At 64.3% G+C, this 16586-nt stretch carries 14 protein-coding genes and 2 rRNA genes; 8 read left to right on the top strand and 8 right to left on the bottom strand.

The window, feature by feature from the left end; translation table 11 throughout:
* Positions 1–202: 202 nt before the first annotated feature.
* Both AC5Y5O_RS16195 and rrf read left to right on the top strand, forming a co-directional pair.
* Positions 203–3286 (top strand): 23S ribosomal RNA (locus tag AC5Y5O_RS16195).
* Between the two features lie 94 nt (positions 3287–3380).
* A 5S ribosomal RNA gene (gene rrf, locus AC5Y5O_RS16190) occupies positions 3381–3493 on the top strand.
* Between the two features lie 46 nt (positions 3494–3539).
* On the opposite strand, the gene AC5Y5O_RS16185 is transcribed toward rrf, so the two are convergent.
* Both AC5Y5O_RS16185 and AC5Y5O_RS16180 read right to left on the bottom strand, forming a co-directional pair.
* On the bottom strand, positions 3540–4031 hold the full coding sequence (locus tag AC5Y5O_RS16185; RefSeq protein WP_500025725.1) for a methylated-DNA--[protein]-cysteine S-methyltransferase: 492 nt from the start codon (positions 4029–4031) through the stop codon (positions 3540–3542).
* Complete coding sequence (locus AC5Y5O_RS16180; RefSeq protein WP_500025722.1) at positions 4028–5524, bottom strand: AlkA N-terminal domain-containing protein; 1497 nt, start codon at positions 5522–5524, stop codon at positions 4028–4030. Before AC5Y5O_RS16180 ends, AC5Y5O_RS16185 begins: the two co-directional genes overlap by 4 nt.
* A 103-nt stretch (positions 5525–5627) precedes the next feature.
* Between AC5Y5O_RS16180 and AC5Y5O_RS16175 the strand changes: the two genes are divergently transcribed.
* A complete protein-coding gene (locus tag AC5Y5O_RS16175) occupies positions 5628–6104 on the top strand; it encodes a VOC family protein (RefSeq protein ID WP_500025719.1) in 477 nt (158 codons plus the stop codon).
* On the opposite strand, the gene AC5Y5O_RS16170 is transcribed toward AC5Y5O_RS16175, so the two are convergent.
* A complete protein-coding gene (locus AC5Y5O_RS16170; RefSeq protein WP_096289555.1) occupies positions 6101–6970 on the bottom strand; it encodes a LysR family transcriptional regulator in 870 nt (289 codons plus the stop codon). The genes AC5Y5O_RS16175 and AC5Y5O_RS16170 overlap by 4 nt on opposite strands.
* 90 nt (positions 6971–7060) lie before the next feature.
* Between AC5Y5O_RS16170 and AC5Y5O_RS16165 the strand changes: the two genes are divergently transcribed.
* Positions 7061–8287: an MFS transporter gene (locus AC5Y5O_RS16165; protein ID WP_500025716.1), complete on the top strand. Its 1227-nt coding sequence runs from the start codon at positions 7061–7063 to the stop codon at positions 8285–8287.
* Here AC5Y5O_RS16165 and AC5Y5O_RS16160 read toward each other — a convergent pair.
* Complete coding sequence (locus tag AC5Y5O_RS16160) at positions 8284–8427, bottom strand: hypothetical protein (RefSeq protein WP_165796444.1); 144 nt, start codon at positions 8425–8427, stop codon at positions 8284–8286. The genes AC5Y5O_RS16165 and AC5Y5O_RS16160 overlap by 4 nt on opposite strands.
* A gap of 30 nt (positions 8428–8457) precedes the next feature.
* Entirely contained in the window at positions 8458–10071 is a 1614-nt protein-coding gene (locus tag AC5Y5O_RS16155) for an adenylate/guanylate cyclase domain-containing protein (RefSeq protein ID WP_096289553.1), read from the bottom strand.
* A 45-nt stretch (positions 10072–10116) separates the two neighbouring features.
* On the opposite strand from AC5Y5O_RS16155, the gene nucS reads away from it, so the two are divergent.
* Both nucS and AC5Y5O_RS16145 read left to right on the top strand, forming a co-directional pair.
* A complete protein-coding gene (gene nucS / locus AC5Y5O_RS16150; RefSeq protein ID WP_096289552.1) occupies positions 10117–10788 on the top strand; it encodes an endonuclease NucS in 672 nt (223 codons plus the stop codon).
* A 23-nt stretch (positions 10789–10811) separates the two neighbouring features.
* A complete protein-coding gene (locus AC5Y5O_RS16145; RefSeq protein ID WP_096289551.1) occupies positions 10812–11108 on the top strand; it encodes an Rv1322 family protein in 297 nt (98 codons plus the stop codon).
* A gap of 24 nt (positions 11109–11132) precedes the next feature.
* Here the strand turns inward: AC5Y5O_RS16145 and mce are convergent, their stop codons facing one another.
* Positions 11133–11600: a methylmalonyl-CoA epimerase gene (gene mce, locus AC5Y5O_RS16140; protein WP_096289550.1), complete on the bottom strand. Its 468-nt coding sequence runs from the start codon at positions 11598–11600 to the stop codon at positions 11133–11135.
* Between the two features lie 78 nt (positions 11601–11678).
* Between mce and AC5Y5O_RS16135 the strand changes: the two genes are divergently transcribed.
* Both AC5Y5O_RS16135 and AC5Y5O_RS16130 read left to right on the top strand, forming a co-directional pair.
* On the top strand, positions 11679–12860 hold the full coding sequence (locus AC5Y5O_RS16135) for an acetyl-CoA C-acetyltransferase (protein WP_096289549.1): 1182 nt from the start codon (positions 11679–11681) through the stop codon (positions 12858–12860).
* A gap of 179 nt (positions 12861–13039) precedes the next feature.
* Complete coding sequence (locus AC5Y5O_RS16130) at positions 13040–13954, top strand: thioredoxin family protein (RefSeq protein WP_096289548.1); 915 nt, start codon at positions 13040–13042, stop codon at positions 13952–13954.
* Positions 13955–13962: 8 nt separating this feature from the next.
* On the opposite strand, the gene AC5Y5O_RS16125 is transcribed toward AC5Y5O_RS16130, so the two are convergent.
* Positions 13963–14373: a hypothetical protein gene (locus AC5Y5O_RS16125; protein WP_096289547.1), complete on the bottom strand. Its 411-nt coding sequence runs from the start codon at positions 14371–14373 to the stop codon at positions 13963–13965.
* Positions 14374–14384: 11 nt separating this feature from the next.
* The gene (gene glgB / locus AC5Y5O_RS16120) at positions 14385–16577 is read right to left on the bottom strand and encodes a 1,4-alpha-glucan branching protein GlgB (protein WP_096289546.1); all 2193 of its coding nucleotides are present in this window, start codon (positions 16575–16577) and stop codon (positions 14385–14387) included.
* Positions 16578–16586: the final 9 nt, after the last annotated feature.

The raw sequence follows: 16586 nt of genomic DNA, 5'->3' as shown, positions 1-16586 counted from the left end.
CACAACAGCAGGCAATCGCCAGACACACTATTGGGCCCTGAGACAACACTCGGCCGGCTTTGGTCGATGTGGTGTCCCTCCATCTTGGTGGTGGGGTGTGGTGTTTGAGCATTGAATAGTGGTTGCGAGCATCTAGACGGATGCGTTGCCTTAGGGCTGCGTATTCGTCAAAAATGTGTAATTTTTCTTTTGGTTTTTGTGTTCGTAAGTGTTTAAGGGCACATGGTGGATGCCTTGGCATCGAGAGCCGATGAAGGACGTGGGAGGCTGCGATATGCCTCGGGGAGCTGTCAACCGAGCGTTGATCCGAGGATTTCCGAATGGGGAAACCCAGCACGAGTTATGTCGTGTTACCCGTATCTGAATATATAGGGTGCGGGAGGTAACGCGGGGAAGTGAAACATCTCAGTACCCGTAGGAGAAGAAAACAAAAGTGATTCCGCGAGTAGTGGCGAGCGAAAGCGGAACAGGCTAAACCGCATGCATGTGTAACCGGGTAGGGGTTGTGTGTGCGGGGTTGTGGGATTGATATTTCTCAGCTCTACCTAGCTGGGGGGCAGTCAGAAAGTGTCGTGGTTAGCGGAAGTGGCCTGGGATGGTCTGCCGCAGACGGTGAGAGCCCGGTACGCGAAAACCCGGCACCTGCCTTGTATCAACTCCCGAGTAGCAGCGGGCCCGTGAAATCTGCTGTGAATCTGCCGAGACCACTCGGTAAGCCTAAATACTTCTCGATGACCGATAGCGGATTAGTACCGTGAGGGAATGGTGAAAAGTACCCCGGGAGGGGAGTGAAATAGTACCTGAAACCGTGTGCCTACAATCCGTCAGAGCTTCCTTGTGGAGTGATGGCGTGCCTTTTGAAGAATGAGCCTGCGAGTCAGGGACATGTCGCAAGGTTAACCCGTGTGGGGTAGCCGCAGCGAAAGCGAGTCTGAATAGGGCGCTTGAGTGGCATGTTCTGGACCCGAAGCGGAGTGATCTACCCATGGCCAGGGTGAAGCGCGGGTAAGACCGCGTGGAGGCCCGAACCCACTTAGGTTGAAGACTGAGGGGATGAGCTGTGGGTAGGGGTGAAAGGCCAATCAAACTCCGTGATAGCTGGTTCTCCCCGAAATGCATTTAGGTGCAGCGTTACGTGTTTCACCACGGAGGTAGAGCTACTGGATGGCCGATGGGCCCTACTAGGTTACTGACGTCAGCCAAACTCCGAATGCCGTGGTGTATAGCGTGGCAGTGAGACGGCGGGGGATAAGCTCCGTACGTCGAGAGGGAAACAGCCCAGATCGCCGGCTAAGGCCCCTAAGCGTGTGCTAAGTGGAAAAGGATGTGCAGTCGCAGAGACAACCAGGAGGTTGGCTTAGAAGCAGCCACCCTTGAAAGAGTGCGTAATAGCTCACTGGTCAAGTGATTGTGCGCCGATAATGTAGCGGGGCTCAAGCACACCGCCGAAGCCGCGGCAACCGCAAGGTTGGGTAGGGGAGCGTCCCCCATGCAGAGAAGCTGTCGGGTAACCGATGGTGGAGTTTGGGGGAGTGAGAATGCAGGCATGAGTAGCGATTAGGCAAGTGAGAACCTTGCCCGCCGAAAGACCAAGGGTTCCTGGGCCAGGCCAGTCCGCCCAGGGTGAGTCGGGACCTAAGGCGAGGCCGACAGGCGTAGTCGATGGACAACGGGTTGATATTCCCGTACCCGTGTATGAGCGTCCCTGACGAATCCATTCTGCTAACCACCCAAATGGTGGTCTATCAATCCCTTCGGGGTGCGAAGACCGCCGGCTGCGTGGGACCCGGGTGGGTAGTAGTCAAGCGATGGGGTGACGCAGGAAGGTAGCCGTACCAGTCAGTGGTAATACTGGGGCAAGCCTGTAGGGAGAACGATAGGCAAATCCGTCGTTCATATTCCTGAGAGGTGATGCATAGCCGATTGAGGCGAATTCGGTCATCCTCAGCTGCCAAGAAAAGCCTCTAGCGAGCGCATACATGGCCCGTACCCCAAACCAACACAGGTGGTCAGGTAGAGAATACCAAGGCGTACGAGATAACTATGGTTAAGGAACTCGGCAAAATGCCCCCGTAACTTCGGGAGAAGGGGGGCCGGCTTACCGTGAACGGCCTTGCGCTGGGAGCGGGAACCGGCCGCAGAAACCAGTGGGAAGCGACTGTTTACTAAAAACACAGGTCCGTGCGAAGTCGCAAGACGATGTATACGGACTGACGCCTGCCCGGTGCTGGAAGGTTAAGAGGACCCGTTAATCGTAAGGTGAAGCGGAGAATTTAAGCCCCAGTAAACGGCGGTGGTAACTATAACCATCCTAAGGTAGCGAAATTCCTTGTCGGGTAAGTTCCGACCTGCACGAATGGCGTAACGACTTCCCAACTGTCTCAACCATAGACTCGGCGAAATTGCACTACGAGTAAAGATGCTCGTTACGCGCGGCAGGACGAAAAGACCCCGGGACCTTCACTACAACTTGGTATTGGTGTTCGGTACTGTTTGTGTAGGATAGGTGGGAGACTGTGAAACTCTAACGCCAGTTAGAGCGGAGTCGTTGTTGAAATACCACTCTGACCGTATTGGACACCTAACTTCGAACCCTAATCGGGTTCAGGGACAGTGCCTGGCGGGTAGTTTAACTGGGGCGGTTGCCTCCTAAAATGTAACGGAGGCGCCCAAAGGTTCCCTCAACCTGGACGGCAATCAGGTGTTGAGTGTAAGTGCACAAGGGAGCTTGACTGCGAGACCTACACGTCAAGCAGGGACGAAAGTCGGGACTAGTGATCCGGCACCCCCGAGTGGAAGGGGTGTCGCTCAACGGATAAAAGGTACCCCGGGGATAACAGGCTGATCTTCCCCAAGAGTCCATATCGACGGGATGGTTTGGCACCTCGATGTCGGCTCGTCGCATCCTGGGGCTGGAGCAGGTCCCAAGGGTTGGGCTGTTCGCCCATTAAAGCGGCACGCGAGCTGGGTTTAGAACGTCGTGAGACAGTTCGGTCTCTATCCGCCGCGCGCGTCAGAAACTTGAGGAAACCTGTCCCTAGTACGAGAGGACCGGGACGGACGAACCTCTAGTGCACCAGTTGTCTCACCAGAGGCACTGCTGGATAGCTACGTTCGGACAGGATAACCGCTGAAAGCATCTAAGCGGGAAACCTTCTCCAAGATCAGGTTTCTCACCCTTTTAGAGGGATAAGGCCCCCCGCAGACCACGGGATTGATAGGCCAGACCTAGAAGCTCAGCAATGAGTGCAGGGAACTGGCACTAACCGGCCGAAAACTTACCAACACAATCGCAACCACTATTTTTTCTGCGGCATTTGCCGCGAAAACCTCGATACCACACCCCCCACCAGAACACTTGAATGAAAAATAAATAGAGTTACGGCGGCCACAGCGACAGGGAAACGCCCGGTCCCATTCCGAACCCGGAAGCTAAGCCTGTCAGCGCCAATGATACTGCCCTATCGGGTGGAAAAGTCGGACACCGCCGAACACACACAAAAATGCCCCCTGCAAAGGGGGCATTTTTGCGTTCTCTTTCAATCGAATAACGTTAAATTGCATCGCAGATTTTCCAATTCGAGCAATGCGCGTTTGCGGCCGAGTCCGCCGCCGAAACCGGTCAGGCTGCCATTGGCGCCGATGACGCGATGGCATGGCACGACAATCGCGACCGGATTGTGGCCATTGGCCAGTCCGACCGCACGCGCGGCACCGGGGGCGCCGATCCGTTCGGCGATTTCTCCATATGAACGAGTCTGTCCATATGGAATCGTCATCAGCGCCTTCCAGACCCGTCGCTGAAATTCGGTGCCCCGCAGGTCGAGTTCAATGTCAAAAGTCGTGAGCTCGCCGGTGAAGTACGCCACTAATTGTTCGACGGCCGCGCCGAACGCTCCCGGATTGGGCGACCAGTCGGCGCGACTCGGTTCGTAGGTCTGGTCGACCATCCGCAGATTGGTCAGCACCGTGCCGTGGCCGGCCAGGGTCAGCAGCCCGATCGGGCTGTCGATGGTGCGGTACTGGATCATGCGACCTCCTGTGGCGGCCATCGGTTCACCGGGTGCTCGAGCGTGGTCCACAAATGCTGGGTGGCGTACGAGCGCCACGGGCGCCAATGTGCGCTGTGCTCAATGAGTTTGCGTTGATTCGTCGGCAAGCCCAGCTGTTTGGCGGCGAGTTGAAGCCCAAGGTCGCTGGCGGGAAACGCGTCCGGGTCGCCGAGACCGCGCATCGCTATCACTTCGGCGGTCCATGGGCCCACCCCCGGCAGTGCCAGCAGCTGAGTGCGCGCGCTGTCCCAATCGCTGCCGGCGTCCAGGACCACGCTGCCATCGAGGAGACCGGCGACCAACCCGGTCATCGTCCGTTGCCGCGACTTGGGCACCGCCAGATGGACGGGATCGATCTCGGCGAGCTGCTCGATCGACGGGAAGGCATGCGTGAGTGTGCCTTCGGGGTCGTGGACGTGCGGCCCGTACGCCCTGACCAATCGGCCGACGTGGGTGCGTGCGGCCTTGGTGGAGACCTGCTGACCGAGCACCGCACGCACCGCGAGTTCCGCCTCGTCGACCGCGCGCGGAATGCGTTGTCCCGGCGCCTTGGCCACGACTGGGGCCAGCAGCGGGTCGCGACTCAACGTGTCCACGATCGCTTCCGGATCCGCGTCGAGGTCGAGCAGGCGCCGACAGCGGGCGATCGCGGTCGTGAGATCGCGAAAGTCATCGAGGGCGAGCAGGCAGCGGACGTGATCGACGGCCGGCGTCAGCGCGACCACGGCGTTGCCGGCCGGCAGCCGAAGGCTGCGCCGGTAGGCGCCGTCGCGCACTTCCTCGCAACCGGGTACGGCGCCCGCGGCCAGATGTCCGAAGACGCCCGCGTAGGCGAAGGGAGTGCGCACCGGCAGCCGAAGGCACACTGTCCCAGGCGAAGTCACTCCGGCTTTCGAAGCCCCCGACCGGGACGCCGCGCGCGTGCGCAGGCCGGTCGGTGTGCTCTCGAACACCAGGCGCACGGTGTCGTTGAACTGGCGGATGCTGGAAAAGCCGGCGGCGAACGCGACGTCGCAGAACGGCAGGTCGGTCGTCTCGATCAGTAGCCGGGCGGTCTGGCTTCGTTGCGCGCGCGCCAGCGCGAGCGGACCGGCGCCGACCTCGGCCTGCAACAGCCGCTCCAGCTGCCGGGGCGTGTACCCGAGGTGGGCGGCTAGACCGCCCACCCCGTCGCGGTCCACCGTTCCGTCGGCGATGAGCCGCATGGCCCGCGCCACGACGTCGCCGCGCACATTCCATTCGGGCGACCCCGGCGAGGCGTCGGGACGGCATCGTTTGCACGCGCGGAAACCCGCCCGCTGCGCGGCCGCCGCCGCCGGATAGAAGCGCACATTGCGGGCCAACGGCGGACGTACCGGGCAGCTGGGCCGGCAGTAGATGCGGGTGGTGAGCACCGCGGTGACGAACCAGCCGTCGAACCGGGCGTCCTTGGACTGGACCGCGCGGTAACAGCGTTCGAAATCGTCGTGCACGCCTCCACAGTTACACCAGAGGGCCGACAAGACTGGCGGAAAAGCGACATGATGGTGGGCGGACGTGCACGCTGTGAACTGCCGATGCCCCGAGGAGTCTGCCATGACCGAGCCGAGGCCCATTGCCGTTGAGAACTTCTCCCATGTCTGCATCGGCGTCTCCGACATGGACAGGTCACTGGCGTTCTACACCGCGGTGCTGGGCATCGACGTCGTCTTCGATGTCGAACTCGAGGGCGGCGGCCTCGACGCCGTGACCGGCGGCACGGCCCAGAAAGGCCGCATGGTCGGCGGACTGATCGGTGCAGCGATGGTCGAACTGCTGTTTCTCGGCGATGTACCGGCCAGCCCGGCCGGCCCGCACCGTGGCTATACCAACATCTCCTTTCGCGTCGCCGATCTCGACGCCACGTACGCGGCCGTGCGGCGCCAGCACCCCGAGGTGCGCACCGAGCCGATCGTCGACATCGGTGGGGTGCGGATGTTCTTCGTCCACGACCCCGATGACACGCCCATCGAGATTCTCGAGCTGCCCGGCGGCGCGCGCAGCACGGTCGAGCTCTGGCGACCCGGCGGCTAAGCCCTCGCGGCGGATGCGATGAAGTCCCGCGCGGCGCGCGACAACGGCCGCGACGAGTCCCAGATCATCCCGATGTCGCGGTAACCGTCCGCGTCAGCCAGGTGCAGCACGCAGACACCTGGCGCATGCTCGCTGCCGTCGATCGGTGTCAGGCTGATGCCCAGGCCCGCGGCCACCAGCCCGGCGTTGGTGGTCAGGTTCGCCGACTCCAGGACGATGCGTGGCTGGAATTGTGCTGCGGCACAAAGCTCATCGAGTAGCTGTCGCATGCCGAATCCCGGATGCATGGTGATGAAAGGCTCGTCGGCGAGATCCGTCATCGACACGGCCGTCGCGCCCGAGAGCCGATGGTCGCGGGGCACCGCGATGCCGAGGCGCTGACGCAACAGGCTGCGCCAGGCCAAGCTTGGCTTCTGTGGTCGAGGCGATACCACCGCAACGTCGATCAAGCCCTCCAACACGCGATCACTGATCGACTCGGCCGCGCCCTCCTCGAGCGTGAACGTCACACGCGGCGACACCTTGGTGAACCCGGCGATCAACCGCGGCACGACGATCGAGCCGAACGAACTCAAGAAGCCGAGCCGGATCTCACCGGCCGCGGGGTTGCTCAGGTCCTCGATTTCGCGCCGGGCCGAATCGAGCTCCAACTGCGCCCGTCGCGCGTGCTCGTAGAAGATGCGGCCGTAGGTGCTCAGCGAGAGTCGGCGGCCGTGGCGGTCGAACAGCGCCACCCCGAGCCGGCGTTCCAGGCGCGCCAGCATCCGCGTCAACGTCGGCTGCGCGATATGCAGTTGTTGGGCCGCCGCCGTGACGTGTTGCAGCTCGGCAAGTGTGAGGAACCACTCGTAGTCGCCATCGGCCATGACCGCCGCCTTTACTTATGTCGCATCTGCATCATAATGTGGGAAATAATTCATTTCCGTTGAGCCGGGTCACGGCGGACTATCAGGTCTATGCCCCAACTCACCGCGACCCCCAGTGCGCACCAAGCCGGCAGCCGCGGATACCGGCGTATCACTGCGGCGCTGGTCGGTGCCGGGCTGGCCAGTTTCGCCGCCATGTACTGCACACAGGCGCTGCTTCCCGCGTTGTCGGCGTACTACCGGATCTCCCCGGCCACGTCGGCGCTGACGGTCTCGCTCACCACCGGAATGCTGGCCGTGTCCATCGTTCCGGCCAGCGTGCTCTCGGAACGCTATGGGCGAATCACCGTGATGCTGGTCTCGGGGGTCGCCTCCAGCGTGATCGGCTTGCTGCTGCCGTTCAGCCCCACGCTCGGTGTGCTGCTGGTCGGGCGGGCGGCCCAAGGCGTCGCGCTCGCCGGGATTCCGGCGGTCGCGATGGCGTTTCTCGCCGAGGAGGTGCACGCGTCGTCGCTGGGATCGGCGATGGGGCGCTACATCGCCGGGACGACGATTGGTGGCTGCGCGGGACGGATCATCCCGGCGCTGGTGCTCGAGGTCAGCAGCTGGCGGGTCGCGCTATTGGTGTGTTCGGTGATGACGTTGGCCGCGACGATAATATTCGCCCTGCTGGTGCCGAAGTCCCAGTTCTTCGCCCCGAAGCCGGTGAGCATCCGCGCGACCACCCAGAGTCTGCTGACGCATCTGCGAAACCCGTTGTTGCTGAAGCTTTTTGTCCTGGCGTTCACGCTGATGGGCGGATTCGTCACCGTGTACAACTACCTCGGCTACCGGCTTGCCGCCGCGCCGTTCGGGTTGCAGCCGTCGGTGGTGGGCCTGCTGTTCCTGCTGTACCTGGTGGGCACCTGGACGTCGGTCGTGGCGGGACGGCTCGCCGACCGCCGGGGGCGCTTGCTCGTGCTGGGATGCGCCCTGCCAATCACCGCGGCGGGGCTGCTGATGACACTGCCGAACGCGCTGCCGGTGGTCGTCGTCGGGACCGGCGTGTTCACCGGCGGGTTCTTCGCCGCGCACGCGGTGGCCAGCGGCTGGGTGGGGTCCGTGGCACGCCGCGATCGCGCCGAGGCGTCCGCGCTGTACCTGTTCAGCTACTACCTGGGCGGGTCGGTGGCCGGGGCGGCGGGCGGGCTGGTCTACAGCGTGGGCAGCTGGCGGTCCACCGTCTGGTTTGTGGGAACGCTGCTGATCCTTGCCCTGCTACTGGTGACGTCGTTGGTCAGGGCCACGGTGCCCGTGCGGATCCGCAGTCTGTCCTAGCGGTCGAAGACATTGCCGCGCACGGTGCCCGGATCGACGAACCATTCATGGCGCAGCACCAGTCCGAACGCTTGCGGTGCGTACGCGGTGCGTGCCGTGTCGGCCTCGTAGGGCGCCGGAAGCCGAAGCAAGCGAAGCACATTGACGAGGGTGTCCACTGAACGACCCCGCTATTCGCCGCGTTCGGGCGAGGCCAGCCGGGTGGGGTGATCGTGTCCACGCAGTGTCACAGTCTCACCCAAACACCAACGGGCACCTTCGCTTTCGCTCGCACCCCGGACGGTGTCCGCGGTCGCCAACAGTCGACCCGGGTGTGACTTGGCCAGCTCGCACAGCCGGGCCGCCTCGTTGACCGGTTCGCCGATCACGGTGTATTCGAAGCGTTCCTTGGCGCCGACGTTGCCCGCGACGACCTGGCCGGCCGCGACGCCGATCCCGGCCTCGAGCTCACTCATTTCGTGCGCCAGCCGATTGCAGATCGCGCGTGCCGCGGCCAGCGCCTCGTCCTCGGGACAGTCGAGGTGATTCGGGGCGCCAAAGATGGCCAGCGATGCGTCGCCTTCGAACTTGTTGACCAATCCGTGGTGCCGGTCGACTTCCTCGACGACGATCGCGAAGAAGCGGTTGAGCACATTGACGACCTCGGTCGGGCGCTGACTGGTCACCAATTGCGTGGAGCCGACGATGTCGATGAACACGACCGCGACGTGGCGCTCTTCGCCGCCGAGTTTCGGTCTGTCGCGCTCGGCGGCCAGGGCGACTTCTCGACCGACGTGCCGGCCGAAGAGATCACGTACTCGCTCGCGCTCGCGCAGGCCGTCGACCATCGCGTTGAAACCGCGTTGCAACTCGCCGAGTTCGGTGCCGTCGAACACCACCAGGTCGCCCCGCAGATCGCCCTGCTCCACTCGCTTGAGGGCCGCGCGCACCACCCGCACCGGTGTCGCCGTCAGCCAGGACAGGATCCACATCAGGATGAAGCCGAAGATCAGCGTCGCGATCGCGACGATCAGCACCGCGACGCTGAGTTGGGTCTCGGTCAGATTGTGCAGCACCAGCGCGAAGAACGCGATCAGCGCGATGCCGAGCACCGGCACGCCGGAACTGAGCAGCCAGACCGTCAGTGTGCGGCCCATGATGCCCGGCGCCAGCCGCTGCGGTACGCGGCCGGCCTCCAGCGCTTGGGCGGCCACCGGTCGCAAGGCGAACTCGGTGAACAAATAGCACGCGGTGGCCACCAAGATGCCGCAGAAGCTCACCGAGAAGCCCACGATCGGGATGAACAGCTTATTGGCCAGCCCGTAGAGCGTGGTCAGCAACGCGGTCCCGACGCCCCACAACACCAACACCCCGATCGCCAGCCAGAACGGGGCCAGGAAGGTGTTGCGTTCGTCGTCGAGGGTGGGCGCGCGCTCCTCGATCGCCCACCGCAGGGCGGCCGTCGTCCGGTGGGTGATCCAGAAGGTGCCGAGCGCCAGCGCGACGGCGACGTATCCGGGTGCGACGGCCCAGGTGATCCACGCCGGCGCGTCCGTGAAGATGCTGGGCGACGGCAACGCGACGCCCAAAAGCAGCACAGCCACGCCGATCCCGATCAGATTCGTGATCAGGATGAAGATGGTCAGGATGAGCTGAATGCGCACCCGCCGGCGGGCCTGGCTCTCGCTCACCCGTCCGAGCAGCAACGAACCGTAGGCGGGCGTCTCCTGTAACCGGCCGCTCTGACGGGTGACCCTTTCGAGCACCCGTCCCAAGCGTTGCGCCATGCTCTTGTTCGCCGACATGGTGGCGTCAGCCTAATTCGTCAACGACGCTCTAAGGTGAGTCGGGTGCGTCTAGTGATCGCCCAGTGCACCGTCGACTACGTTGGCCGGCTCACGGCGCATCTGCCGTCGGCGCGTCGGTTGTTGCTCTTCAAGGCCGATGGGTCGGTCAGCGTGCACGCCGACGACCGCGCCTACAAGCCGCTGAATTGGATGAGTCCGCCGTGCTGGTTGACCGAAGAGGTCGTCGGCGAGACGCCGGTGTGGGTGGTGCAGAACAAGACGGGCGAACAGCTGCGCATTACCGTCGAGGAGGTCGAGCACGACTCCAGCCACGATCTGGGCGTCGACCCCGGGCTGGTCAAGGATGGTGTCGAGGCGCATCTGCAGGCGCTGCTCGCCGAACACGTCCAGCTGCTGGGTGAGGGATATACGTTGGTGCGCCGCGAATACATGACGGCGATCGGCCCCGTCGATCTGTTGTGCCGGGACGCCCACGGTGGCTCGGTGGCCGTGGAGATCAAACGGCGCGGCGAGATCGACGGCGTGGAGCAGCTCACCCGCTACCTCGAACTGCTGAATCGCGATACCGTGCTGGCTCCGGTCCAGGGCGTGTTCGCGGCGCAGCAGATTAAGCCTCAGGCCCGAACTTTAGCCACCGACCGCGGAATACGTTGTCTTACACTGGATTACGACAAGATGCGCGGAATGGACAGCGACGAGTACCGGCTGTTCTGACTTGCCCGATTAGACTGGTCGGTATGGCTCGGCGCCGCACCCCGCCCCGCCGGCAACAGCTGCCTTCGCTGTCGCCGGCGCTGCGGCGAGTGGAAATCGGGCCCGGCGGTGACGACTACGAGGTACGTCCGATTGCCGCCGCGCGTGCACTCAAGACCTACCGATGCCCCGGCTGCGATCACGAAATCCGCTCCGGCACAGCACATCTGGTGGTATGGCCGACGGACTCACCACTGGGCGGGGTGGACGAGCGTCGGCACTGGCACACGCCGTGCTGGACGAACAGAGCAAACCGCGGCCCAACCAGAAAATGGTCGTGAAACGACAGGGCGGCTAGAGAGCGGCTAGGAAGCCGGCTCGACCAACTCCATCAAGACGCCGCCGGCGTCCTTGGGGTGGATGAAGTTGATCCGCGAGTTCGCTGTGCCGCGACGTGGGGCCTCGTAGACCAGTCGGACGCCCTGGGACTGCAGGTGTTCGCAGAGCGCGTCCAAATCGCTGACTCGCACCGCCATCTGCTGGATGCCCGGGCCGCGCTTGTCCAGGAATTTGGCGATCGTCGAGGACTCGTCGATCGGGGCCATCAACTGGATCTGCGCCGTGCCGGGTTCGCCGTCCTGGACGGCGATCATGGCTTCGCGGATTCCCTGGTCCTCGTTGACTTCCTCGTGCACCAACACCATGCCGAGGGTGTCGTGGTACCAGGCGATGGCCGCATCCAGGTCGTCGACTGCGATGCCGACGTGATCGATCGCAGTCACCAATGAGGTGGCCAGGATCTGACGGGCGTCAACTTGATCGGTCGTCATCACATAACGGTAACCTGGCGGCAAAGATTGCGCTTCTCCGGGAGGCCGAATGGGCCGTCCATGCGTCGCTAGGAGGTAGTTATGACGACATCGGTGATCGTTGCTGGAGCACGGACCCCGATCGGCAAGTTGATGGGTTCGCTGAAGGATTTCTCGGCCAGCGATTTGGGTGCGATCGCGATCGCCGGTGCGCTGGAGAAGGCCAATGTGCCCGCCTCCGCGGTGCAGTACGTGATCATGGGCCAGGTGCTGACCGCAGGCGCGGGCCAGATGCCCGCCCGTCAGGCCGCGGTGGCCGCCGGCATCGGCTGGGACGTCCCGGCACTGAGCATCAACAAGATGTGCCTGTCCGGAATCGACGCCATTGCGCTGGCCGATCAGCTGATCCGGGCCGGGGAGTTCGACGTCGTGGTGGCCGGTGGCCAGGAGTCCATGACCAAGGCCCCACACCTGCTGATGGACAGCCGCGCGGGCTACAAGTACGGCGACGTGACCGTGCTCGACCACATGGCCTACGACGGCTTGCACGACGTGTTCACCGACCAGCCGATGGGCGCGCTGACCGAGCAGCGCAACGACGTCGACAAGTTCACCCGCGCCGAGCAGGACGAGTTCGCTGCGCGGTCGCATCAAAAAGCCGCCGCGGCGTGGAAGGACGGCGTCTTCACCGACGAGGTGGTGCCGGTGAACATCCCGCAGCGCAAAGGCGATCCGTTGCAGTTCGCCGAGGACGAGGGCATCCGGGCAAACACCACGGCCGAGTCGTTGGCCGGCCTGAAACCGGCCTTCCGCAGCGACGGCACCATCACCGCCGGCTCGGCGTCGCAGATCTCGGACGGGGCCGCGGCGGTCGTGGTGATGAGCAAGGACAAGGCGCAGGAGATGGGCCTGTCGTGGCTGGCGGAGATCGGCGCTCACGGAGTCGTGGCAGGGCCCGATTCGACGCTGCAGTCCCAGCCCGCCAATGCGATCAAAAAGGCACTCGGCCGCGAGGGCATCACGGTTGACCAGCTCGATGTGGTGGAGATCAACGAGGCGTTCTCGGCGGTGGCACTGGCATCAACACGCGAACTCGGGATCGACCCCGAGATCGTCAACGTCAACGGCGGTGCGATCGCGGTGGGACATCCGATCGGCATGTCAGGCGCCCGGATCACGCTGCATGTCGCCTTGGAGCTGGCGCGGCGCGGTTCGGGTTACGGCGTCGCGGCGCTGTGCGGCGCCGGGGGCCAGGGCGACGCACTGATTCTGCGGGCCGGCTAACCCCGGACTGACCAGCGGTCAGCGTTGCTGGAAGACCGGCTGCGGTGCGCGTTGTGATGTTGCTCTCATGAGACGACCAGGTGCCTTGGCGGGGCCGGTTTTCGGTCGAATCCGCCCGTGCGGGAGCCCCTGCGCAACCGGGTGGATTGATGGTCGGCGCGCATGACAGACTTGACGGCGTGACGCGTCCGAGATCATCGATCGGGCCCGCGCTTGCCGGTGCGGTCGACCTGTCCGGTCTGAAGCAACGTGCTCAGCAGACCCCGTCAGCCGCCGGTGCCGCGGGCCGGCCGACGCCTGCGGGGCCGGGGACCACCGAGGTCAACGAGGCCAATTTCGAAGCCGAGGTGCTGATCCGCTCCGACGAGGTGCCCGTGGTGGTCGCTTTGTGGTCGCCGCGCAGCGAGGCATGCGTCGAGCTGGTCGACACGCTGTCCGGTCTGGCCGCCCAGGACGGCGGCAAATGGGCGCTGGCGACGGTCAACGTCGATGTGGCGCCACGGGTGGCCCAGATCTTCGGTGTGGAAGCCGTTCCCACCGTCGTGGCCCTGGCGGCCGGCCAGCCGCTGTCCAGCTTCCAGGGTTCGCAGCCCGCCGATCAGTTGCGCCGCTGGCTGGACCAACTGCTGTCGGCGACGGCCGGAAAGCTCAAGGGCGCAACCGGTTCCGAGGACGACGCCGAGGTCGACCCGGCCCTGGCCCTGGCGCGCCAGCAGCTGGAAGCCGGTGATTTCGAGGCGGCCAAACAGTCCTACCAGGCGTTGCTGGACACCAATCCGGACAGCGTCGAGGCCAAGGGCGCGATCCGCCAGATCGACTTCCTCACGCGCGCAACCGCACAACGTCCGGATGCGGTGACCGTCGCGGACGGCGCGCCGGGCAACATCGAGGCGGCCTTCGCGGCCGCCGATGTGCAGATCCTCAACCAGGACGTGACAGCGGCATTCGAGCGATTGACGGCGTTGGTGCGCAGCACTTCTGGCGATGAGCGCACTCGGGTCCGAACCCGGCTGATCGAGTTGTTCGAACTCTTCGATCCCGCCGACCCTGAGGTCATCGCCGGCCGTCGAAACCTCGCCAACGCGCTGTACTAGAGCAAACCTCAGTTGCGGTAGGGGGCCGGGGCCGCAGGCACGGGGATCGGGTTGGCGAGCACCCAAGAGACCGCCAGCTCGGCGACTCGGTATAACTCGGCCCTTCCGCCCCCGCCGCTTCGTACGGTGTCTCTCAATGTGTTCAGTTCGCTCTGATCGGCCACCGGGCGCCCACCGGTCAGCAACTGCGCCAGGTGGTCGGCCATAGCGCAGAAATCTGCGTCCCAATTGATAGCGCCGTTATCCAGGATCTCGCGTGAAAGCTTGCCCGCCAGGCGAATCGCCTCGCCCTGTTGGCTCGCGGCGGCACCGCCCTGCGGCACCAGCAGGCGCCACAGCTCGTCGAACTGTTCTTGCCAAGCCGTGCTTGTCACCGCAATCGGCGCCGCGGTGGCGTACTTGTTCTTCCGTCTCCACACCGCGCGGGGGATTACTCCGGTGCCAGCCACAGCGCCGACGTGGGCGGCAACACCAGCTGCGCCGAGGCGGGACGGCCATGCCACGGGTCCTCGGTGGCGTCGACTCCGCCGAGATTGCCGATGCCGGAACCGTTGTAGTCCGTCGCGTCGGTGTTGAGCACCTCGCGCCAGCGACCGGCGCTGGGCAGACCGAGTCGATAGCCGCTGTGCTCGGCGCCCGCGAAATTGAACACGCACGCCATGACCGAGCCGTCGTTGCCGTAGCGCAGGAAGCTCAAAACGTTGTTGCCGGAATCGTTGGCGTCGATCCAGGAGTAACCCTCGGGTGTGGTGTCGCGGCTCCACAGCGCCGAGTGGTCACGGTAGATGGCGTTGATGTCGCGCACGAAACGCAGTATGCCGTTGGAGAAGCCCTGCTCGTCGAGCTGCCACCAGTCCAAGCCGTTTTGTTCGGACCACTCGGCGCGCTGGCCGAATTCCTGTCCCATGAACAACAACTGCTTACCGGGATGAGCCCACTGGTAGGCGAGCAGGCTACGCAGCCCGGCGGCCTTGACGTGGTTGTTGCCGGGCATGCGGCCCCACAGCGTGCCCTTCCCGTGCACCACCTCGTCGTGGCTGAGCGGCAGCACGTAGTTCTCGCTGAACGCATACAGCATCGAGAAGGTCATCTCGTGGTGGTGGAAGCTGCGGTGGATCGGGTCGCGGCTGATGTAGTCCAGCGTGTCGTGCATCCAGCCCATGTTCCACTTCATCGAAAAGCCCAGCCCGCCAAGGTTGGTCGGCCGTGTTACGCCGGGCCACGACGTCGACTCCTCGGCGATCGTGACGATCCCCGGCGCGGCCTTGTGCGCCGTCGCGTTCATCTCCTGCAGGAACTGCACCGCTTCGAGGTTTTCTCGTCCGCCGTATATGTTGGGTGTCCAGCCGCCCTCGGGCCGCGAGTAGTCCAGGTAGAGCATCGACGCCACCGCGTCCACTCGCAGGCCGTCGATGTGGTATTCCTCGAGCCAATAGAGCGCGTTGGCGACCAAGAAGTTGCGTACCTCGCGCCGGCCGAAGTCGAAAACGTAGGTGCCCCAATCGAGTTGCTCACCGCGCTTGGGGTCGGAGTGCTCGTAGAGCGCAGTGCCGTCGAAGCGGCCCAACGCCCACGCGTCCTTGGGGAAGTGCGCCGGAACCCAGTCCACGATCACGCCGATGCCGGCCTGGTGCAGGGCGTCGACGAGCGCCCGGAAATCGTCGGGGGTGCCGAATCTCGATGTCGGCGCGTAGTACGACGTGACCTGATATCCCCACGATCCGGCGAAGGGGTGCTCGGCCACCGGCAGCAGCTCTACGTGGGTGAAGCCATGCTCCACAACGTAATCCGTCAGCTCGGTGGCGAGTTGGCGGTAGCTGAGTCCGGGCCGCCACGAGCCGAGGTGTACCTCGTAGGTGCTCATCGGTTCGAACACCGGATTGCGCTGGGCGCGCTGCGTCATCCAGTCCGCGTCGGTCCAGGTGAACGTGCTCGTCGTCACTCGCGACGCGGTATGCGGCGGCACCTCGGTGGCGAAAGCGAACGGGTCGGCCCGCTCGGTGACGACGCCGTCGGCGCCGTGCACCCGGAACTTGTACAGGCCGTCCGGCGCGAACCCGGGCCAGAACAGCTCCCAGACCCCGGTGGAGCCCAGCACCCGCATCGGAGCCTCAGTACCGGTCCAGCCGTTGAACTCGCCAATCAGGCTGATGCCCTTGGCGTTTGGCGCCCACACCGCGAACGACACGCCGTCGACGACGCCATCGGCCGTGGTGAAGGAGCGCGGGTGGGCACCGAGGACTTCCCAGAGTCGCTCGTGGCGACCTTCGGAGAAAAGGTGCAGGTCAACCTCGCCCAACGTGGGCAGGAACCGGTACGCGTCGGCCGTCACGTGCGCGCCGGAGCCGTAGTCAATCTTCAGCCGGTAGTCGATCAGATTGGTGAACGGCAACGCCACGGCGAACAATCCGGCGTCGACGTGCTCCATCGCGAACTCGTCGTCACCGACCAGCGCGACAACTTCCTGCGCATGCGGGCGGAAGGCCCGGATCACGGTGTGGTCGCCGTACTCGTGAGCGCCCAGGATGCTGTGCGGGTTGTGGTGGGTGCCGCTCACCAGCCGGCCCAAGTCGCCCGGGTCGGGCGCCAGGTTCGTATCGGTTCGGCTTTCGGTTCGGCTCATGCTGGTATC

This window comes from Mycobacterium sp. NGS40, from assembly GCF_059812735.1.
Note: the sequence above shows the minus strand (reverse complement) of the source record. Positions and strands in the feature narration are given on the sequence as shown.

Bases quoted from the DNA above. Each gene is read 5' to 3' on its own strand.
- AC5Y5O_RS16155 (WP_096289553.1), bottom strand. From the start codon at position 10,071: ATGTCGGCGAACAAGAGCATGGCGCAACGCTTGGGACGGGTGCTCGAA.
- AC5Y5O_RS16165 (WP_500025716.1), top strand. From the start codon at position 7,061: ATGCCCCAACTCACCGCGACCCCCAGTGCGCACCAAGCCGGCAGCCGC.
- AC5Y5O_RS16145 (WP_096289551.1), top strand. From the start codon at position 10,812: ATGGCTCGGCGCCGCACCCCGCCCCGCCGGCAACAGCTGCCTTCGCTG.
- AC5Y5O_RS16185 (WP_500025725.1), bottom strand. From the start codon at position 4,031: ATGATCCAGTACCGCACCATCGACAGCCCGATCGGGCTGCTGACCCTG.
- glgB (WP_096289546.1), bottom strand. From the start codon at position 16,577: ATGAGCCGAACCGAAAGCCGAACCGATACGAACCTGGCGCCCGACCCG.
- AC5Y5O_RS16135 (WP_096289549.1), top strand. From the start codon at position 11,679: ATGACGACATCGGTGATCGTTGCTGGAGCACGGACCCCGATCGGCAAG.
- AC5Y5O_RS16170 (WP_096289555.1), bottom strand. From the start codon at position 6,970: ATGGCCGATGGCGACTACGAGTGGTTCCTCACACTTGCCGAGCTGCAA.
- AC5Y5O_RS16175 (WP_500025719.1), top strand. From the start codon at position 5,628: ATGACCGAGCCGAGGCCCATTGCCGTTGAGAACTTCTCCCATGTCTGC.